This window comes from Sneathiella sp., from assembly GCF_036960985.1.
GTDB lineage: Bacteria > Pseudomonadota > Alphaproteobacteria > Sneathiellales > Sneathiellaceae > Sneathiella.
The window spans coordinates 25,081-44,507 of record NZ_JBALWD010000007.1 but is presented as its reverse complement, the minus strand read 5'-3'; the positions used below and the strand labels follow the sequence as shown (position 1 = coordinate 44,507).

Annotated in this window: 18 protein-coding genes and 1 tRNA gene; 5 read left to right on the top strand and 14 right to left on the bottom strand. The window is 46.5% G+C overall.

Annotated elements, in window-relative coordinates:
* Window positions 1–15 precede the first annotated feature (15 nt).
* Entirely contained in the window at window positions 16–843 is an 828-nt protein-coding gene (locus V7723_RS05640; RefSeq protein ID WP_335683463.1) for a CPBP family glutamic-type intramembrane protease, read from the bottom strand.
* A gap of 178 nt (window positions 844–1,021) precedes the next feature.
* On the opposite strand from V7723_RS05640, the gene V7723_RS05635 reads away from it, so the two are divergent.
* Window positions 1,022–1,924, top strand: coding sequence for a phytanoyl-CoA dioxygenase family protein (locus tag V7723_RS05635; RefSeq protein WP_335683462.1), 903 nt, complete (start codon window positions 1,022–1,024; stop codon window positions 1,922–1,924).
* A gap of 162 nt (window positions 1,925–2,086) precedes the next feature.
* Window positions 2,087–2,929, top strand: coding sequence for a cupin-like domain-containing protein (locus tag V7723_RS05630; protein ID WP_335683461.1), 843 nt, complete (start codon window positions 2,087–2,089; stop codon window positions 2,927–2,929).
* A gap of 157 nt (window positions 2,930–3,086) precedes the next feature.
* Here the strand turns inward: V7723_RS05630 and V7723_RS05625 are convergent, their stop codons facing one another.
* The 13 genes from V7723_RS05625 to V7723_RS05565 form a co-directional block, all read right to left on the bottom strand.
* Window positions 3,087–3,845, bottom strand: coding sequence for a heme ABC transporter ATP-binding protein (locus V7723_RS05625; RefSeq protein WP_335683460.1), 759 nt, complete (start codon window positions 3,843–3,845; stop codon window positions 3,087–3,089).
* The gene (locus tag V7723_RS05620) at window positions 3,842–4,885 is read right to left on the bottom strand and encodes a FecCD family ABC transporter permease (RefSeq protein ID WP_335683459.1); all 1,044 of its coding nucleotides are present in this window, start codon (window positions 4,883–4,885) and stop codon (window positions 3,842–3,844) included. Before V7723_RS05620 ends, V7723_RS05625 begins: the two co-directional genes overlap by 4 nt.
* Entirely contained in the window at window positions 4,882–5,718 is an 837-nt protein-coding gene (locus V7723_RS05615; RefSeq protein WP_335683458.1) for a heme/hemin ABC transporter substrate-binding protein, read from the bottom strand. Before V7723_RS05615 ends, V7723_RS05620 begins: the two co-directional genes overlap by 4 nt.
* Window positions 5,715–6,146: an ExbD/TolR family protein gene (locus V7723_RS05610; protein ID WP_335683457.1), complete on the bottom strand. Its 432-nt coding sequence runs from the start codon at window positions 6,144–6,146 to the stop codon at window positions 5,715–5,717. Before V7723_RS05610 ends, V7723_RS05615 begins: the two co-directional genes overlap by 4 nt.
* Complete coding sequence (locus V7723_RS05605; RefSeq protein WP_335683456.1) at window positions 6,143–6,754, bottom strand: MotA/TolQ/ExbB proton channel family protein; 612 nt, start codon at window positions 6,752–6,754, stop codon at window positions 6,143–6,145. The genes V7723_RS05610 and V7723_RS05605 overlap by 4 nt, the downstream gene beginning before the upstream one ends.
* Window positions 6,744–7,838, bottom strand: a complete 1,095-nt coding sequence (locus V7723_RS05600) for a hemin-degrading factor (protein WP_335683455.1) — start codon at window positions 7,836–7,838, stop codon at window positions 6,744–6,746. The genes V7723_RS05605 and V7723_RS05600 overlap by 11 nt, the downstream gene beginning before the upstream one ends.
* Window positions 7,839–7,854: 16 nt before the next feature.
* On the bottom strand, window positions 7,855–8,655 hold the full coding sequence (locus V7723_RS05595; protein ID WP_335683454.1) for an energy transducer TonB: 801 nt from the start codon (window positions 8,653–8,655) through the stop codon (window positions 7,855–7,857).
* Window positions 8,649–10,688 (bottom strand): TonB-dependent hemoglobin/transferrin/lactoferrin family receptor, encoded by a 2,040-nt coding sequence (locus V7723_RS05590; protein WP_335683453.1) that lies wholly within the window; start codon window positions 10,686–10,688, stop codon window positions 8,649–8,651. Before V7723_RS05590 ends, V7723_RS05595 begins: the two co-directional genes overlap by 7 nt.
* Window positions 10,689–10,772: 84 nt before the next feature.
* Complete coding sequence (gene hemP, locus V7723_RS05585) at window positions 10,773–10,946, bottom strand: hemin uptake protein HemP (protein ID WP_335683452.1); 174 nt, start codon at window positions 10,944–10,946, stop codon at window positions 10,773–10,775.
* Between the two features lie 317 nt (window positions 10,947–11,263).
* Window positions 11,264–11,338, bottom strand: a tRNA-Gln gene (locus tag V7723_RS05580).
* Window positions 11,339–11,469: 131 nt separating this feature from the next.
* Entirely contained in the window at window positions 11,470–12,318 is an 849-nt protein-coding gene (locus V7723_RS05575) for a 4-(cytidine 5'-diphospho)-2-C-methyl-D-erythritol kinase (protein ID WP_335683451.1), read from the bottom strand.
* Window positions 12,319–12,351: 33 nt separating this feature from the next.
* Window positions 12,352–14,094, bottom strand: coding sequence for a tetratricopeptide repeat protein (locus tag V7723_RS05570; protein ID WP_335683450.1), 1,743 nt, complete (start codon window positions 14,092–14,094; stop codon window positions 12,352–12,354).
* Between the two features lie 132 nt (window positions 14,095–14,226).
* Window positions 14,227–15,876, bottom strand: coding sequence for an electron transfer flavoprotein-ubiquinone oxidoreductase (locus V7723_RS05565; protein ID WP_335683449.1), 1,650 nt, complete (start codon window positions 15,874–15,876; stop codon window positions 14,227–14,229).
* A 323-nt stretch (window positions 15,877–16,199) separates the two neighbouring features.
* Here V7723_RS05565 and V7723_RS05560 point away from each other — a divergent pair, with 323 nt between their 5' ends.
* Genes V7723_RS05560 through moaB form a run of 3 tightly spaced genes read left to right on the top strand, consistent with a single transcriptional unit; the run spans window position 16,200 to window position 19,391 of the window.
* Window positions 16,200–16,994 carry a uracil-DNA glycosylase gene (locus V7723_RS05560; protein WP_335683448.1) on the top strand — a complete coding sequence of 265 codons (795 nt, stop codon included), beginning with the start codon at window positions 16,200–16,202 and terminating at the stop codon, window positions 16,992–16,994.
* Window positions 16,995–17,050: 56 nt separating this feature from the next.
* On the top strand, window positions 17,051–18,856 hold the full coding sequence (locus V7723_RS05555) for a lytic transglycosylase domain-containing protein (RefSeq protein WP_335683447.1): 1,806 nt from the start codon (window positions 17,051–17,053) through the stop codon (window positions 18,854–18,856).
* Window positions 18,843–19,391 (top strand): molybdenum cofactor biosynthesis protein B, encoded by a 549-nt coding sequence (moaB, locus tag V7723_RS05550; protein ID WP_335683446.1) that lies wholly within the window; start codon window positions 18,843–18,845, stop codon window positions 19,389–19,391. Before V7723_RS05555 ends, moaB begins: the two co-directional genes overlap by 14 nt.
* Window positions 19,392–19,427: the final 36 nt, after the last annotated feature.

Here is a 19,427-nt window from a genome sequence, read left to right as displayed (position 1 = left end):
GTTTTTCAAAATTTTTCAAGTAACCGTTGTCGATTCCAAAGGCTTTCGAAATAGGGGCTTGGGACCAAAAAAGCCGAACAATAGAATTGCGAAAATGAATTTTCCAAAAATAAATGCCAAATATGTGTTGAAATCAGATAAATGGGGCAAGATGGGAACGATTAACGACAAAGCATTTGTCAACATCTGCATTATTGCCACGACTAATCCACTTTTAGTAAAATAATAAACCCAAGCGCAAGTCGCCGCAATCCCAAGATAATGAAACCACAAAACCGACAGCGGAAGGTCGGGTATCACTGAACGCCCATATAGGACTATTGGAACCCACCAAAGGAACCAAAAAATAGCTAATATTTGACTTGAAACAAATACTGAAAACTGTTTTTGAAGTAATGTCAGGACAAGTCCCACCCATACAATTTCTTCAATAATGGAATTTAAAACGATACCTTTTAATAACCCAAAATTACCAAACAGAGAAAAAGTGAAGGGAATTTCTTTAAAACTTTCGCCCCTTAAAATATTACTAACAAACAAAACACCGATTGCAAAAACTGCGAGCCAGAAAAGTGCAAATAAATACCACCTTATGGGCACACGCCAAACCAGCATTGGTCGTAGCAAATCCAATACACCTGGGATACCCAATCGCAATAAAGTAAAAGAAAATGCAAGCAACAACAAAACGTAAAATCGACCCATGTTGTAGTATTGGTCAAAAAAGAAGCCGTTTGCCGCACAGTAGACAAAGGCGGCCTGAATTGTTACCGCACTTGCTAGAAACACCCAAATTCCATTGTCCGATTTTATTACTTGTTTAAGCTTTCTTAAAATCGTCATTTGTGGACTACCTTTACCTGCAAACAAATTCGGTTGGCCGTTAATCAGAGTATGAGCTCAGCCTTCAAGCCACATTAATCTTTTTGTGCTATCTTACCGTAAATTATACCTTATCATATTATTAATAACAAATTTGGTAGGTTATAAGACTAACTCCAAGAAGCAGTAGGGCTTAGAGATGTCAACAACCTATGATCGCACCGAACTGATTTCCAGCATTTCTTTTACCGATATTGAGCGAGACAATGGAAGTTTTTCAGAAGACAAGCTTGTTGAAGCTATGGACCTCTTTGAACAATACGGTTTTATCCGTCTGGTCAATGTCTTTTCCCACAAGAGAATGGCAAATCTTAATTCGCATTATCGTCATCGTTATCGCCATCTACTGCAGGGAACGAACAAAGATGACCTCCGCCCACTTTTTACGGTAGATGTAGAAGGCCCTTTCAACGACGAAACGTTTTATGCTAATCCTCACATACACTCTTTCGTTTGCAATATTTTAGGCCGCAAATGTATTTTGGGAGCTATGAGCTCAGTGGCTTCGTACCCTGGGGCCCCCGACCAACGCCTGCATCGTGACACCCAAGCTATCTTTGGGGATGGTCCCGACGACTATACAATTGATAAAAACGTACCCGTTTACGCGATGACTGTGCTGATTCCACTTGTAGATTGCACGTTGGAGACGGGCTGTACAAAAGTTTGGCCCAAGAGCCATCTTACACCCAACGATAGTGAAGCGTTAAGAATTGACAGTCTGGATCCAGAGGTTTTCGTCGGTTCTGCACTTATCACCAATTCAAAGCTTTTACACCGAGGTGGCGCTAACTTATCCGATCGACTTAGGCCTTTGCTTTACATGACATATCATCGTAGCTGGTTCCGCGATTTTTACGGATACGAAGATCGTCCGCCAGTTAATGTTACAAATTTTGAATATCGCAAAATTCCGGATAATCACAAGCACATGTTCAGTTGGACAAAAAATACCTACAAATACATTCGCTATAAGGCGATGGTAAAGCGGTTATTACCAAGGTTTGTAAAAAAGCAGGCCGGGAAAATTGTTCGGCGTTAAAAATGCCTTTTTTTTCCAGCAAATCGCATCAATCTATCAAAAGCGATAAATATTATAAGGCCTTTTATGACGTGGAGTTAAGAGTTAGAATCTATACTAAAACAAAATATAGCCAGTAAAATTACTCGGATTAAGGATCAAAAATATCGGAATTTTTGGGATATGGATGAAATAAAAAAAATTAACGCAATTTCTTCAAAGGCATTTTATGAAGAATATTTGATACCGAGAGTACCGGTTGTAATTCGAAATGTAGCGCCTTGGGCGGCACTAACCACGTGGTCTTTAGAAATGTTTCGTCAGCGTTTCGCCGATCGTACAATACCTTTACTCGGCGAACTAAAGAACATGGGTGAATTTATAAATGAAGTGGAATGTTCGACAGAGGAAAACCCGGTCCCTTATTTGAAGGAATTACCTCTTGCTGAGTATTTTCCTGAACTAATGAAAGACTTGGAACCAACAGCAACGGCGATGACACCTAATTGGCTAGCGAATAATTTGATTCCTAAGAAAATGGGAACACGCGATGGATTTTGTGAACTTTTTATAGGTGGACCAGGCAGCGGGTTCTTTATGCTCCACTATGATGCTCACTACGTGAATACCTTTATTACACAAATCCAGGGCGCAAAAGATTTCACGATAGTTGCTCCCGACGATACACCAAATGTCTACCCAAGGGAAGATCGGCCGAATATGTCTCAATTGAAAGATCTTTCAAATGTAAATCTGCAGCAATTCCCTTTATACGAGAACGCCAATCCCACGAACGTTCGTGTCGAGCCAGGTGAAACTATTTTTGTACCATGGGGCTACTGGCATGCGTCACGCATCGTAGCACCATCAATCGCAGTCGCGATTAGCACAGCAAATGCAGAAAACTGGGGTTTGTTTTTGGAAGACCGATCCTATTCAGAAAATACGATCAAGAAAATTGTTAAAAAATCAATCTTTAAGCTTGCTGGCGTTTCTGAAAAGATTTCTGCACCTTTCTCGCAATGATTTCCCAAAAATCGGATAAATAGTCCCCCTGACAACCAATAATTCGCATCCATCAAAAAGCTGGAAGTGCCTTCTACAGAACACTCCAATTTTGTTAGCACGCTTGCGAGTTGGAAATTTCCGGAGCCCTGTAGACAAGTCGAGAGTGAGATTACTATTAGGACGCAAATTTTATATGACGCGCTGCGTAATGCGACGGAAGGCTGTAAATATCGGACAAAGTGCTGGCGGATATAACGTCTTTGCTAGCCCCACAAATTTTGATAACGCCGTTTTGCATGAAATAGCTCATGTCTGTATTTTGATAAGCAATGTTTAGATCATGCATAACGATGATAACAGTGAGAGCTTTTTCCTCACATTGATTACGAATGAGGTCCATCACTTGATATTGGTGCTTTAGATCTAAAGCCGATGTCGGCTCATCTAGGAAGAGATATGCCTCTCTTTGATCCCAGATCTGGGAGAGCACTCTTGCGAATTGGACTCGTTGCTGCTCTCCCCCGGATAATGTTGGAAAAGAACGGTCTCGAAGATGCCAAGCATCCATCAGAACCAAGGTTTCCTGAGCAATCTCCATATCGATAACATTATTGTTATTCAGAGCATATGGATTCCTGCCCATGAGGACTATTTCTTGGGCTGTAAAAGGGAAACTCACAGGAGTATTCTGGGACAACACGGCCCGTCTTTTTGAAAGCTCTGCGAGAGAATAATCTTCCAGATTACGTTCCTTGAGCGAAATACATCCGCTGTCAGGTATGAGAGAGCCGGTCATACATTTCAATAACGTCGATTTTCCCGCGCCGTTAGGCCCCAAGATAGCGCTGACTTTTCCAACATTGAATGTCTCATTGATATCATCAAGTATTTTCTGCCGAGCGACCGTGTAACTGACATTGGTAACGGAGATCATATTCCAAATCTTCCAGAATATTGCTTAACGAGAAGCCAGAGGAAAAAGGGGCCGCCAATCAGGCTTGTCAAAATACCCACTGGCATTTCTGAGGGGGCAACAATTGTTCGGGCAAGAGTATCTGCGACCAAAAGCAGGGATGCTCCCAATATGGCTGAAGAAGGAATCAATAATCTATGATCAGGCCCCAACAGTAATCGCACCAGATGAGGAACAACTAGCCCGACGAAACCTATGATTCCACTGACGGCGATCCCAGCGCCTACCGTCAAGGCAGTCGCGATAATAATTCTCCGCTTCAGTTTATCCTCGTCAACACCCAAATATCGTGCCTCATTTTCCCCCAGTAATAGAAGGTTCAACTCACGGGCGCTTCGAATAAGAATAAAACTGGCGGGTAGTACAATGGTAGATGCGACGATGACAGACGGCCATAACGCACCGCCAAGGCTGCCCATTGTCCAGAAAGTCAACGCCCTTAGTTGTTCATCGTTGCTTAGAAACGTCAAAAACCCGACACCCGCGGCACAGAGCGCGTTGAGTGCAATACCGGTTAGCAGCAAATAAGTTACGGAAAATTTCCCGGTAAGCTTGGCAAAACGGAAAATAACAAGGCAGGCGATCGTTGCTCCCAGAAATGCGGCGACGCTCAAACTGTAAAGCCCCAGCAGGCCAGTCAGAGGACCAGCGAAAACAATGACAATTGCAACCGCGAGCGCGGAGCTGGTCGAAATACCTATCAAGCCAGGGTCTGCCAACGGATTTCGAAAAAGCCCCTGTAAAGCTGCACCTGAAACAGCAAGAGCAACGCCAACAATCAGGGCGAGCAGTATTCTTGGGAGCCGTATTGAAAAAAGGACTGCCTGTTGCTGTGCCGTGAGATCAGAAGTAATTAGCTTTGAAAATGCAATGGGCACGGCACCAATGGAAATGGCCAGAACTAAAGCCAATAAGAGCAAAAAGCTTAGGAGCAACAAGGCCGGGAATTTAACCCGTAAAAAAGGCAGCGAAACAGTTACCTGTTTGGTCAAGAGGCTCATAGGTCTTTAGTCCGACGATTAAGCTCCTTTGCGGCTTCAGCTGTACGCGGGCCAAATCCGAGCAGTAACAATGCGTCCATTGCAATTACCTTGCCTTGCTTTGCAGCCGGCGTCAGATTAAGGCCCGGTTTATTCAAAAGTGACATTTTACCACCTGCCTGCTCAAGACCTTGCGTTGTGACCAAAATGACATCGGGGGCAATTGCTATCGCTGATTCTGGAGACAATGGCTTGTATCCACGATATCCCTTTACGGCATTCTCAGCTCCGGAAAGCTCAATTACGCTGCTGGCGGCAGTACCCATGCCCGCAACCATTGGCGCTCCACCGCTATGCTGGAGGATAAACATGATGCGTTTTTTGTCTTTTTGCTCCGCGATTGCGTTGTCCAGCTGAGTAGAGGACAACTCTAGATCTGATATTAAAGCACTCGACTGCTCAGATTTATCCAATGCGGTGCCAATTATATTAATGCTCTCTTTTACATCAGACAGAGAACGCCCAGCTTGGATTTGCAATATACTGACCCCAGCTGTCTTTAACTGCGCCAGAACCGCAGGCGGTCCCGCTTCATCAGACAATATTACGATATCTGGTGTTAGTGATAAAATGCCTTCGGCCGACAACGTCCGCTGATAGCCGACTTTTGGAAGCTGCCCAGCTTGTTCCGGGAAGTAGCTTGTGGTGTCGGCCCCGACAAGAAGGTCACCGGCGCCAAGACCATAGATAATTTCCGTTAACGCGCCACCAACAGAAACGATGCGTTTTGGGCTTTCAGCTAGTGCCGCCGAGGATATAAGAACAAGTACCAGGCTAAACAGAACTTTGATCATTCCTGTATTTCCTTCTGCATAAGAATATTCGCTGCTTCAATCCCTTGAGATTGCAGATATGTCAGCACTTTGAGTAATTCTTCGATCGCAATACGCTTATCGCCAGCGACGATCAACTCATGGTCGGGTTTGTCTGTTAACGCGGTCCTAAGCGCAAATTTAAGCCCCTCAAAGCCACGGATAGCCTCACCATCAACAGCGTAGGAGCCCCTGCGGATTTCGAGCATGATGTGTCGAGGGGCATTAACCAAATTGACTTCATCTGCAACGCTAGACGGCAGTTTAAGGTCCAATGACTGGAATACAGCACCAGCGGTGAGAAGAAAAAACACGAGCAGAATAAAGAGAATGTCCAGCATTGGCGTTAAATCGGGTGCCAAGTCCCGTAACGTCCCACTATGTAAATCCTCCGTTTGCAACCTAATCATTTGCGCCGCACTCCCACATCAAAGTCAACGACGTCAGATGGCTGGTCTATTTTTTCCAACTCAAAGGATAGGGAGAGTCTATTCAATTCAAGGCAGAATTTTCCCAGTTTCAGCTCGCTAAACCCGCTAAAAAAATGGGCCATTATCAATGCCGGAAGTGCGATCAGCAAACCAACGGCCGTCGTCAGCATGGCCTCCCACAAACCATCCGCGATGAGAGCAGGGGATACTGGCCCCGTCTGCACGGCAATTACCTGAAAAGCAGCGATAATACCAAGGATTGTACCAAGAAGTCCAAGGATTGGGCTGATAGTTCCGATCATCCTCAGCAGCTTTAATCCACTGAAATATGGCCGATGCAACTCATTCAACATAATCCCGGCCAGTTCATCTCGCACGGCTTTTGATTGGTTTCTGTTTGCTCGCAGAACATCAGTGAGACGCGCAAGTTCAGCTTTCGATTTCACCATCGCCTTCAAAACAAAACCCAGTCTTTCAAATCCGATGGTAAGAGCAATTAGAGAGCAAGCGGCAAGCGGCCATCCCATGAGACCAAGCTGGGAGAACCAGCTCGGCAGCACCGGTAATTCAATACCATCAAGAGACATTAGTAACTTCCTTGGGAGATAATTTAGCGGCAATCTCGCGCCAGAGCTCCAGTTCAGGATCTCCAGGCTTGCGTTTGCCAAAGAATGTGACAATCAGTTCACCTGCGGAATCGAATATTTCAACGGCCGTCACAATGCCATCATCCGTTGGTTTACGCGTGACCCAGCTTCGCCCGATATCTTCTTCATTCAGATGCAAATTGAATTTGGGATCTAATACATTGTACCAGGAACCATGTTCCACTAGTTTTTTGACAGTCCCTGTATGTATCTGGATACATCCGCGATTACCGACAAAGACCATAATTTCACAGTCTGACGTCATCGCGAGTTCGAGTACCTTTCGGGCCGCGCTGTTGTCCAGTTCTAACGCCAGATGGGACCCGACATTCCGAAAGGCCTGCTCGCGATCGACTTTAAATTTCCTAAGCAATGGGAAGAAGTCGTGGGTATCTTTAAGTCCTTCCCAAGCCGCTCTGAATTTATCCCAATCAATTTCTGTATCCGGTTTTTCTGCCGCCTTTGGCACATAAGGCTCAACTTCAATTGTTGTTGTTTGTACAGCATTTCTATGCTTTGCAACCAGATCATCATAAGCCGCCTCATTAGATTTATTGGTTATATAAATTTTGTGGATTGCCTGCCCAGCTTTATCAAAAAACTGGAGGCTTTTTCGCAGACCGATTTTACTTGGTTCGCTTACGGCAAAACTGTACTTCCAATGAGACATGAACAGGCGAAGGTCAATGTCAGGGTTCACGAAAAGCCCCGTTTTCATGGGTCCATGTTGGAAAAAGCTCGGATTTTCATAGATACCCTTGCGCTCATGCACACAGTGTTCATTGCGGGTTAGTGCCATAACTTCGCCCAGCGTCACTATTTCTTTCAAAATAGCTTCCGGATCATCGGACAGCCGGATGGCGTCAGTGCCCACTTTCGCGGCCAACAATGCTCCTTCAGAAATGCCAATTTCAGCCGCGGCGTTACGAGCCCGAATTTCAGGTTGTTCCTCCTTCAAGAGAGAGAACTGTGTAATTATTTCCTCTGCGGACAGAGATGGTCTTATAGGTAGAGCTTCGTTCATCTGACTTTCCATCTAATTACTGTATGACAAAATTCACGGGCACACGGACCCAACTGACAATAGCCGCTCCATCCACACTTGAGGGCTCGAACTTCCATTTCTTAACTGCCGATATCGCGGCAAGGTCAAGCAACCGATGTCCTGAAGATTTGGCGACCTTTAATTCAGCCGGACTGCCGTTCGGAAGTACCTTTGCGTGCAGCGTTACAGTACCCTGCTGCCCGAGATCTAGCGCCCGCCGCGGATACATCGGCGCCGTTTGGTGCCTGTAATTCGCTTCGCTAACAACGGTTGATGCGTCTTGCCCGGTCATGCCACTATTTTCCGAAAAAGCGACCTCATCTTTATGAGTCTGCTCCACCTTTTTGGTGTCTGGCCAAGCTTTCGCTATTTCTTTTTTCTGGACTTGCTGTTCGGCTACAATTACTAGAGGTTTTTCGGGCTCAACAATCGGCTTTTGAGAAGTAGTCTTGGTTTGCAGAAGCGGCAACAAAATTGGTTTCTGACGCGGCATCGGAACTATGGCAGCAGTAACAATTTTCTCCGCCGCCTTTTGCTGAGTAATAACTGTTATCGATTTTAACGGAATAGGCGCCGGAGCAGCGGTTTCACTAACTGGCTCAATTTTCGGCATAACGGTTGGCTTCGCCAATGTCATTAAGTTAACCTGCAAGATAGGAATTTCAAACGTAGGGACATCTGCCGTATTGAGAGTAACTTGCGAGACCATGAACCCGTTTACACAGACGGCCAAGAGGAGGTAGACAAACCACCTCCCCCCGGCGTCTGTTCTGTGTTGTAGGGTTACTGCTACCATTTATAGGCGACCCTAATGTTATAGCTGCGCCCTTCTTCGAGCAGGCTGGCAAATCGCGTCGTATAGGCTTTATCCAGAATATTCGATATACCAAGATCTACTGTCAGGGTATCGAGGCTGACCTGTGTCGGTGCCCATTGATAGTAAACGTCATAAACTGAGTAACCAGCAGTCTCTGCATCACCACTACCAACTTTATCGTTTGCTGCGGCAAATCGACCGCGCACTCCGAAAATGCTATCAATTTCATTGGCCTGATATCCTAAATCCGCAATAAATGTCAGCGGAACATTGTTCGAAAGATATTCCCCGGTATCTCTGTTTTCAGCTTCGACATAGGACAGGCCTACTTTTGCAGTAACCGGGTGAAGCCGATACTCACCATCAATTTCAAACCCACTCAACCGAGCATTTGGAATATTGATAAATTCTGTTGTTCCGGCGGCAATATCGACATCTTGAGATATAAAATTATCGCCTTCACTTAGAAACCACGCCCCCTTAACTTGAACTTTGTCTTTTTTTGCAAGAACGCCATCGAAATTGAGCCCTGCCCCAATTTCAAACGTTGTTACTGTTTCTGGGCTGAGGTCGGGGTTTGGCACAAAGAAATTATCCGGAAAGACGAAGGGTATACCCGGAAAATGTTGGCCAGACGCATAAATCTCGGTCAGGTTTGGCGCCCGAAATGCATTTGCAATGCTACCAAAGAACATGATGTTCTCCGTCGGCAAATAGCTCACGGCAAGTTTGGGCGACACCTGATGTTCGTTTTGGGAATTTCCCGCATCGTCACTACTGCGATAAGAATCAAAGCGAGCCGCCGGAATGACGAGAAATTTTCCGGCGGATGTCTCAACCGAAATTTCATCTTGCAAGTAGAAACCGTAATTGGTCGCGTCGGCATTTGGAACACCTGGCCGGGTTCCCCCTCCCGTGATACTTCCTGTCTGTTGATCATGGTAAATCTCAAAGCCATAGGAAAGCATATGCCCTTGGGTATCGTTAATGGTCAACGCGGCTTGGTTATCAAGTGTAAACCCGAGTGTGCTCAGATCTCTATCTTGTATCCTTCCTGCATTGGTACCGGTCAGATCTTCTTCGCGAACATTGGTATCATTATAGTAAAGATGCAGCTTCGGGTTCAGCCAGCTATTGCTTGGATCCTCGAATTCGTACTTTAAGCCGAATTGGTTGTCTTTGACTTTCTTATCAACGATAGGATTTGAGGCGGAAACGAGGCCTGCGCCATTATTAGGTTCTTTTCCGCCGTTGTTGAGGCCTTGGTAGATAAACTTAACCGTGTTAAAATCGTTGAAATTATAACCGATCTTAAACGTTCCAGAGATCAGGTTATCCTCTGTCAGCAGCTCGTTGCCATCACCCTGATGGATATCACCAGAGTTACGGAGGGCGGCGATGCCAATTATGTCAAACTCTCCTGTTCGGCCATACGTCGATATGACCGGAGCGTATTCCTTGTTAGCAGTCCGGTATCCCATAGAAGTGTAGACACCAAAGTCTTCGCCCGGCTTTAACATATCCGCCGCATCTTTAGTCTCAAAGGCAACCACCCCCCCAACGGCACCACCGCCATATATCGATGATGAGGAGCCTTTGACAATCTCAATTCTATTGAGCAGGGATGGGTCCACAAAAAACCGACCGTCATGGGCTGATTCAAAGTTTTGGCGCCGCCCGTCCATTAAAGTAATGATCGCCTCATCGTCAAACCCACGAATGGAAACCGTCTGTCCGTTGCGTCGCGGGCCATTTTCAACTTCAACACCAGGAGTAAACACCAATAGGTCGCCCGTGTTTCCAGCTGTCGCGTTACCGGGCACATCCGGGTTTATATTTGATGTCATCGCCGGCACCTCAAAAGAGGATTGCGGTGTTCTGGTCGCGTAAACCGTTATTGAATCCAATGAAACAGAGGGAGGAACTTCTTTCTCCTGCCCAAATGCAAATGGAGAAAACATCGTCGTTGAGAGAAGAACACCCATGCAGGCGCTCGGCAGCATCTGTCGCATAACAAACAACTTTCTTTGAGACTAGTCGCGTTTGCTTGCTGCCTGGCTACCATTAAGAGGTTGGCTGGGTGGCGGGCTATTTGCTTACTTTGTTAAAATTAATTTCCCGTTTCCAGTGAGGCGTAGCTTATATTCTTCGCTTTCATGGGTGATCTTCAGTTCTCGGCTCTGCCGAAATAGCTCAGTACTGAGCAGCGTATTATCCACAAGGGAAATCATTCGCTTACTGCCCTGCCCGTTACCGCTATTATTCAACATTCGTTAATCATTCCACTAACTAAAAGAGATTCAAGAAGTGTGGCTTTTACTTAGGAATGATTATCAATTGCGGAAACTGAAGTCAAGCACTTTTGCGAATGACTATTAACAAAGTGTTGAATGATGGCAAATGACATCGTAGGCATATATGAGCAGGGCCCAGGTTTTAGAGTTATTATAATCCGTCCTCCCTCGCACACCCCCGCGACATTTTTGGATACAAGTGGATTAATGCGGCCAAGTCTGATCAACGTGTGTCAAAAAACCCTTGTTATCTGGACAATTTGGATTTTATCGAATGATTTAAAGTGAAGAGATGGCTGGGGTGGCAGGATTCGAACCTGCGCATGACGAGATCAAAACCCGTTGCCTTACCGCTTGGCGACACCCCAATAAGGAGCCTCTTTCTATCCAAGTCGTCGACCAAGCTCAAGTCAAATTTTCAAAAAAAACTAAAATCTGTATTTCTGCGAAAAAAAAAGCCCTAATCGAAGAAGAATTCGGTCAATCCTTTCCCCTTTCGTTAGACAGACATTGCCTTAACCCACCACTCGGGAAAGTCATATGCAATCTTGCTCGCCGCCGTATCTGCGTCAGCGCTCGTTTCAAACAACCCAAAACATGTTGCTCCGCTGCCGCTCATGCGAGCCAGGTCGCACCCGGCCTGCGCTTTAAGGACAGAAAGAACCTGAGAGATGTCAGGAGCGATGTTCAGTGCCACAGGCTGCAAATCATTTCTGCATACTTTTAGCGACGATATTAAACGATTAGCTGTTGAGAAGTCGGATTTCTCAACAATCGGCGTCTCATTTGGAATCGTAAGATTTTGAAAAACTTCTGGCGTCGAAACCTTTGAATTCGAATTGATCAGCAACATATTCAAATCTGGGAATTTCTCGACTTCCTGGATCTTTTCCCCGATTCCAGACATGAAAAGCGGCTTTTCCAGAAGGCACGCCGGGACATCGGCGCCGAGAGATACCCCAATATCCAGCAGCACGTCTTCACTCAATTTGCATTTCCACAGCCTTACCAAAAGATTGAGAGCCGTTGCGGCATCGGCAGAGCCGCCGCCAATTCCCGACGCCACCGGAAGGTTTTTAACGAGCTCAATCTCCGCACCAAGAGTACAGCCTGTGCGTTGCTGCAGTTTATGCGCGGCTTTTAAAACCAGATTATCTGATATGTCGCCGATGTCGCTTGAGAAAGGCCCCGATACAGATAAGGCCAGTTCCGTACTTTCACGGACTATGAGTTCATCCCCACCATCTGGAAATACGACGAGGCTTTCAAGAAGGTGATATCCGTCATCCCGCTTACCCGTCACATGCAAAAACAAATTGACCTTAGGCTTAGCTATTTTCTTTATCATTGATAACCCAAGTCATGTAGGCGCTGGCCGGCCCTAGTTTTCCGCTTTGATTTTGTTTGGTAGGCCTTTTTTGAGTTTCTGCTCAATTTCGCTGGCTTGCTCTTCTGTGGGTTCCAGCCAAAGAGCCCGCTGCCATTGATACCGGGCCTCGTCAGACCTTCCCACGCGCCAATACGCATCTCCAAGATGATCATTGATCGTTGGGTCTGCAGCTTGCAAGGAAACGGCTTTCTCAAGCTGCGCGACCGCATCTTCAAAATCTCCTAGACGATAATATAGCCACCCCAAACTATCGATTATGTATCCGTCCCGTGGACGTAACGAGACCGCCTTGATCAGCATATCTTTCGCTTGGTCCAAGTTTTCATCCCGGTCCACCCAGGAATACGCTAAATAATTTAAAACCTGCGGGTGATCCGGGCGAAGCTCAAGTGCCTTAAGGAGATCCGTTTCCGCCAGTGGCCATTGTTTCGACTGCTCGTAGGCGATACCTCTGGCGTAAAATAACGACCAGTGCCGATTTTCAAAAGCTGGCAACCGACTGACTGCACGTCCATATTGCAGTGCGGCTTCATTCCAATTCTTCGCATCCCGGTTCATATCAGCGAGCACAACAAGCGCCTCTATGTCATTTGGGTAGGCTTCAATCACTTCTTCCAGAATACGGGAGGCCTCGTTCTGATCACCTAACTTGTAGGTGGACCAGGCTTGCCGGGTTCTAGCATTCTTATAATACGCCGAGTTCTCATCAATCTGACTATAGAGATCCAAGGCCTCTGACCATCGATCACGATCTTCCGCAGCTTCAGCCAGCAAAATGCGGGCAACCGGAAAGTCCGGCTTCAGCATGAGTGTGAAATAAGTATACGTCGCAGCAATACCGACGGCACGCTCCCGACCAATAACTGATGCGGCGCTATAAAGCGCCTCGGCTGCGCCATCGACAGGTGAGCTTAACATTGGTTTTAGAGGCCGTCCGGCATCCAAATCTTCAATCAACAAATTTATGGTTGGGCTTAACGGGTATCGTAACAGATAGTCATCAAATAATTTGCGGGCTTCCTGCTCTCTGCCAGTCCGCACCAAATAAATGCCGTAAGCCTGAACGAGACGAACGGCCTGGCCAGCCGGGCTTTGCATGGCTTCAGCATACAGCTTATCTGCGAGATCCTGTTGACCGGACACATCCGCAAGCATAGCAGCGTGATATTGCTTTAGAGTATCGAAGCCGTCGAACTTATCCAGCGCGTCCAACTCGGCAACCGCGGCATTTACATCACCTGAACCAAGCGTAACCCATGACCTCAACAACGGTTTCACCAATACATTAAAACCAGTATTGCTCGTTTGCTTCAGATGCTCCTCGGCGACCGCAAAATTATTTTGGCGCACGGCATCAAGCGCTAGAACTAAATGCGGTGCGGAATTGTCGCCTTCTTCTTTTACGAGGGTCTTCGCCAGTTGGAGGGCTGTTTCTATATCCCCTTTGCCAAGCGCAGCCTGAAAAGCGCCCGTTAAGAGTATTATGTCGTCAGAATCTTGTAATAATGCATCCGAGAAAAACTTCGATGCGGCGTCGGCATTTTGCTCACGCATGGCGTGTCGGCCAGCTAGGTACTGTCCGGTGATGGAGGGCTGGAAGGCATCCGTTGTCCCTCCAGCATCCTGAAATACTTTTGGCAACGTATCTTGTTCGCTGGATTGACTGGGCCCTGCGCAGGCGCTTAGCGCTGCTGTCACAAAAAAACCACCGATAACTGTTTTTAGAACACTCACTCTTGTACCCGCCATTCCTGAACTAATAAGACTTTGATCTCTTCGCCAGATCATAACCGCCATAAGCTAACGTTTTATTTAGGGCAGATTGTATCAAGTTAAACAAAAATATGGTGTTTCGAATGATATTATCTACATATTCGGGTAATTCGGTCCGCCAGCACCCTCTGGAACGACCCAATTTATATTCTGTGAAGGGTCTTTGATATCACATGTTTTACAGTGAACACAGTTTTGCGCATTGATTTGCAATCGCGGATTCGACCCATCATCGTCCGTGAGGAATTCATAGACCCCTGCAGGGCAAAATCTTTGTTCCGGGCCCGCATATTCCGCATAATTAACAGCAACCGGTACTGCCGCATCTTTCAGCGTCAAATGGATAGGCTGATCTTCTTCATGATTGGTATTAGACAAGAAAACAGAGGACGGTTTATCGAATGTGTAAACCCCGTCATATTTTGGATAGGCAATTTTCTTGCTATCCTTGGCTTTTTTCAAAGCGGCATAATCTTCATGATGGTTGAAAGTCCAGGGCGTTTTACCTTTAAACAGTTTCAAATCCAGCCCGGTGTAAATTGTGCCTGCAAGCAAACCCCATTTAAACGCCGGGCGACTATTGCGCACGCGATATAATTCATCATAAACCCAAGAGGATTTGTAGAGTTCGGGGTACTGGCTCAGAGTTTTGGCCGGTGCTTCGGCGTTTTCCTGTATTGCGAAAACAATCGCTTCTGCGGCCATCATACCCGATTTCATGGCGGTATGTGTTCCCTTGATCTTGGGAACGTTCAAAAAGCCGGCGGAACATCCAATCAAAGCCCCGCCTGGAAAGGCCAGTTCAGGGACAGATTGAAACCCGCCTTCATTAATAGCACGGGCACCATATGAAATACGCTTACCGCCTTTGAGCATTTCCTGCATCATTGGATGCGTTTTGAATTTTTGAAATTCATCATAGGGTGACAAGTATGGATTTTCGTAATCCAGAGCCACAACATAGCCTACATAGGCTTGATTATTCTCGAAATGATAGACAAAAGATCCACCATAAGTATTTCTATCCAGCGGCCAGCCGAAGCTATGGAAGATTTGTCCTTCGTGATGCTGAGACGGATCAAGTTCCCAGAGTTCTTTGATGCCAATCCCAAAGGTCTGTGGATCACAATTTTCACGTAACCCAAATTTCTCGAATAATACTTTTGTCAGCGACCCTCTTACACCTTCTGCGAACAGGGTGTATTTAGCGTGGAGTTCCATGCCCGGTTCGTACGCCGATTTTTGTTCGCCATCGCGACCAACACCCATGTCCCCTGTTGCGACGCCTTTGACACTCCCATCGTCGTGATAGAGTATTTCAGCAGCAGCAAATCCGGGATATACTTCAACACCCAGCTCTTCGGCCTGCTCTGCGAGCCAACGGCAAAGATTTCCCAAGCTGATGATATAATTTCCGTGGTTACGCAATTGTCCCGGTAGCAGGAAATTAGGAAACTGCAGCTCGCTGGCTTCCGTCATGAAATAGAATTTTTCTGATTTCACTGGCGTATTAAGCGGCGCACCTTTTTCCTTCCAGTCTGGAATGAGCTCATCCAAAGCCCGGGTTTCAAAGACATTTCCCGAAAGAATATGAGCCCCTATTTCCGATCCCTTTTCAAGGACGCAGACGTTGATTTCTGTCCCTGTCTCCATGCTAAGCTGGCGCAATTTAATTGCCGCTGACAATCCTGCAGGACCACCGCCAACAATTACAACATCAAACTCCATAGATTCGCGTTCCATCTCGGCCTCTTCTTAATTTATTGCGAATTGGCCCCCCTAAATTTCTCTCATTTGCCAAAAAACAAAATAGATATCGGGTGACCAAATACTGTCGAATTTCTTTATGACACTATATTTTTTTTGCGGTGCGTCAATCCTGTTTCAACGGCGTTTTGGCAGTTTCCAGCCCTTCCCCAACGTTATCCGCCTGTTAGATTAGGGAACACACAAATATCAAAATCTGAAATGAGTTGTAATTTCAGGACAGACTTTGAATCAGAGCAAGGAATTTTCTCACATTCCCTATCTTCTATCGCAGTTCTTTTCTCTGTAATATCGGAGCGATGGAACAAACTTCCGAAATAAATGCGCTTATAAGATTTTACCTTGAAGCTGGTGTCGACGAGACAATTGGCACAGAACCTGTTGACCGGTTTAAGACTGTCGAGCGCGCCGCTGTCGCGCCCCTGCAACCGCCGCCCCGATCACCAAATACAAAACAAAAAACAACGCAACCTGTTCCTGTCGCCAACCTTACTGAAGGGATTCAGTCCGCTGTTGAAAGCGCCAAGCACTGTAAATCTATTGATCAATTGTTAGAGACGATTAAGGGCTTTGAGGGATGTTCCCTCAAAAAAATGGCGACAAGTACTGTCTTTGCCAGTGGCAATCCGGACTCCAATTTGATGATAATCGATCGTCCCCCTTCCGTTGACGAAGATCGCAGCGGTATTCCGTTTTCCGGTGAAGCCGGGGTACTTCTTGAAAAAATGTTGGCGGCAATCGGACTTGATGTAAATGAAGTTTACCGAACAAGTATCCTTCCGTGGCGGCCACCTGGTGGACGATTACCTACAGCCGAAGAGCTCGCCCTGTGCCTGCCTTTCATTGAACGACATATTGAATTGGCCAAGCCCGATTTTATCCTGCTTTGCGGTGAAGCCGCAGCTTATCTCCATCGGCAACAATCGGGTATTAACAAACTCCGTGGCCGCTGGACCGATTATCGACGAGCAGACGGCGTATCAGCGACCCTCGGCATTTTTCACCCCGCCTTTTTGCTTGACCATCCAACCTCAAAAAAGTACGCGTGGTCCGACTTGCAGTCTTTGAAGGCCGCTATGGAGAAAGTAAAATGACCATTCTTCGAACCCATTGTCTTGAGTTTTCCTCAGTTTAAAGTGTTGATCACCCTATGATTTTCCTTGAAAAAAGACTTGTCTCGCCATCTCGCATAGCATCCCGGATACATTTATTCCTGCTTGGCATCTGCTGTTTCCTATCATTCACGCATTGGGCGGCGGCGAATGACATTGCACCGGTTTTGTCGCTTGAAGACAGAGACAATTATTCTGAAGTCTTCATTTTGCAAGAGGCTGGAAAATGGAAACAGGCAGATAAAATTATAAAATCCATCTCGAACCCCAGCCTACTGGGCCATGTCAAATTCCAGCGCTATATGCATCCAACGAAATACCGGGCAAACTACGAAGAGCTGCATCTGTGGATGAAAGCCTATTACGATCATCCCGGGGCGCATCGATTGCACAAGTTGGCGAAAAGCCGCCGCAAACCGGGTTGGAAACCGTTACCGCCGCCATTGCAAAGTCGCTATTTGGGAGGAACAGGGCCCGGACAACCTGCTTATCTGTCGAGATCCTATAAGAGTTCACGGAAGAGATCCGTTCAGACCCGGAATGATGTGGCCCATGCCAAACGCGTTGTTCGCCGATACCTGTACGGAGACGAAGCGACGAATGCGGTAAAATATCTCGAGCAGAAAAAGATCAAAAAGCTGTTGGATCAAGTCGAATATGATCAGCTTCTTGAAAAGGTCGCCCAAAGATATTTTCTTTATGCAAAAGATGAAAAAGCAATCAAATATGCTGAAACTGCTTTGAAAAAATCCCGAAAGCACGTCCCGTTAGCGGATTGGACCGCTGGCCTTGCGGCCTGGCGGTTGGGCGATATTGAGAAAGCTGCCCGTCACTTTTTCCAATTGGCAGAAGCCAGTAGAATATCAGATTGGAACTACACGGCGGCAAACTGGTGGGCCTCTCGCGCTTATCTCAAGCTTGGAGATCCTGAAAAAGCCATTTACTACCTGCAGAGAACGGCTGAGCAACCGAGAACATTTTATGGCCTTTTGGCACTCCGCCAGTTAGGCGTGGAGAAGCCTTTCAATTGGGACCTCCCCGTGCTCAGTCAAACGGACCTTGAATGGCTGCTCAAAATCCCTTCGGCGAAACGGGCCGTTGCCCTCAGTGAAATCGGACAATTTGACCTGGCCGCACAGGAATTGAGATCGGCTTTTCCCAGCGCCAATCCGCGTCTGGCCCCGCTCCTCCTGACCTTATCTGAGAAAATTGGCACCCCATCGGTAGCCATGCGAATGGGATTGTATCTTTGGGAGTCAGAAAACATCACCTGGGATGCCGCAATATATCCACTCCCAAAATGGCAGCCGCAGGACGGTTTTAAAGTAGATCGCGCCTTGATTTACGCCTTTATGCGGCAAGAGTCTGGATTTTATGCACGGGCAAAAAGTGGTGTAGGCGCAAAAGGCCTGATGCAGCTCATGCCGTCCACTGCAAGCTATTTGTCCGGGGACAAATCTTTGCGAAACCGGAGCAACAAAAAACTATTTGATCCGGCCTATAATCTAGAATTGGGACAACAATATCTATCCTATTTGATGAATATCAAGGATGTGGATACAAACCTGTTTCATATGACAGCTGCCTATAACGGCGGGCCTGGAAATTTAAAAAAATGGAAGGCCAGAACACAGTTCATGGATGATCCATTGTTTTTTATTGAAGCGATGCCGAGCAAAGAAACTCGAAATTTTATAAAAAGAGTTCTCACAAATTTCTGGATATATCGCCATCGATTGGGGCAAGATCTTCCAGGACTGGATCAAATGGCCATCGGTGAATGGCCCCAATATATGCATCTGGACATAAACGAAGAAAAGGTTGCTGACAATGCCCGGAATTGACATGACACGAGATTTCATTGCGGTTCGAATTGCGGTTCTAACAGTTTCCGATACGCGCGGTCTTGCGGAAGATCGATCCGGTCAGACTCTCGTGGATCGAATTGAAGCGGCCGGTCATTCGGTTGCCGATCGCAAAATCATCAAAGACGAGATCCCGGATATACAAGCAATCGTCAAAGACTGGATTGAGAACGAGGAAGTCGATGTCGTCATCTCAACCGGCGGAACCGGAGTAACCGGCAGAGACGTCACGCCTGAAGCCTTTACCGCCCTATATGAAAAAGAGATTTCAGGGTTTGGCGAATTATTTCGCATGCTGAGCTATCAGAAAATTGGAACATCTACTATCCAATCCAGAGCGACGGCGGGGGTTGCAGGTGGCACCTATCTATTTGCTCTTCCCGGTTCAACGGGCGCCGTAAAAGATGCTTGGGATGATATTCTGGTCCATCAATTGGATTACAGGTTTATGCCTTGTAATTTTGTGGAGCTATTCGCCCGGCTGCAAGAAGGGCAGAAAAGGTCAAAATCGTAATTTTTTCCATTTGTTGTCGCTATCTGTGCAAACTGA

Excerpts from the sequence above, each read along its gene's own strand:
- V7723_RS05635 (WP_335683462.1), top strand. The coding sequence starts at position 1,022 with ATGTCAACAACCTATGATCGCACCGAACTGATTTCCAGCATTTCTTTT.
- V7723_RS05610 (WP_335683457.1), bottom strand. The coding sequence starts at position 6,146 with ATGATTAGGTTGCAAACGGAGGATTTACATAGTGGGACGTTACGGGAC.
- moaB (WP_335683446.1), top strand. The coding sequence starts at position 18,843 with ATGCCCGGAATTGACATGACACGAGATTTCATTGCGGTTCGAATTGCG.
- V7723_RS05625 (WP_335683460.1), bottom strand. The coding sequence starts at position 3,845 with ATGATCTCCGTTACCAATGTCAGTTACACGGTCGCTCGGCAGAAAATA.
- V7723_RS05620 (WP_335683459.1), bottom strand. The coding sequence starts at position 4,885 with ATGAGCCTCTTGACCAAACAGGTAACTGTTTCGCTGCCTTTTTTACGG.
- V7723_RS05565 (WP_335683449.1), bottom strand. The coding sequence starts at position 15,876 with ATGGAACGCGAATCTATGGAGTTTGATGTTGTAATTGTTGGCGGTGGT.
- V7723_RS05615 (WP_335683458.1), bottom strand. The coding sequence starts at position 5,718 with ATGATCAAAGTTCTGTTTAGCCTGGTACTTGTTCTTATATCCTCGGCG.
- V7723_RS05560 (WP_335683448.1), top strand. The coding sequence starts at position 16,200 with ATGGAACAAACTTCCGAAATAAATGCGCTTATAAGATTTTACCTTGAA.
- V7723_RS05600 (WP_335683455.1), bottom strand. The coding sequence starts at position 7,838 with ATGAACGAAGCTCTACCTATAAGACCATCTCTGTCCGCAGAGGAAATA.
- V7723_RS05595 (WP_335683454.1), bottom strand. The coding sequence starts at position 8,655 with ATGGTAGCAGTAACCCTACAACACAGAACAGACGCCGGGGGGAGGTGG.
- V7723_RS05555 (WP_335683447.1), top strand. The coding sequence starts at position 17,051 with ATGATTTTCCTTGAAAAAAGACTTGTCTCGCCATCTCGCATAGCATCC.
- V7723_RS05630 (WP_335683461.1), top strand. The coding sequence starts at position 2,087 with ATGGATGAAATAAAAAAAATTAACGCAATTTCTTCAAAGGCATTTTAT.
- V7723_RS05590 (WP_335683453.1), bottom strand. The coding sequence starts at position 10,688 with ATGCGACAGATGCTGCCGAGCGCCTGCATGGGTGTTCTTCTCTCAACG.
- V7723_RS05575 (WP_335683451.1), bottom strand. The coding sequence starts at position 12,318 with ATGATAAAGAAAATAGCTAAGCCTAAGGTCAATTTGTTTTTGCATGTG.
- V7723_RS05640 (WP_335683463.1), bottom strand. The coding sequence starts at position 843 with ATGACGATTTTAAGAAAGCTTAAACAAGTAATAAAATCGGACAATGGA.
- V7723_RS05605 (WP_335683456.1), bottom strand. The coding sequence starts at position 6,754 with ATGTCTCTTGATGGTATTGAATTACCGGTGCTGCCGAGCTGGTTCTCC.
- hemP (WP_335683452.1), bottom strand. The coding sequence starts at position 10,946 with ATGTTGAATAATAGCGGTAACGGGCAGGGCAGTAAGCGAATGATTTCC.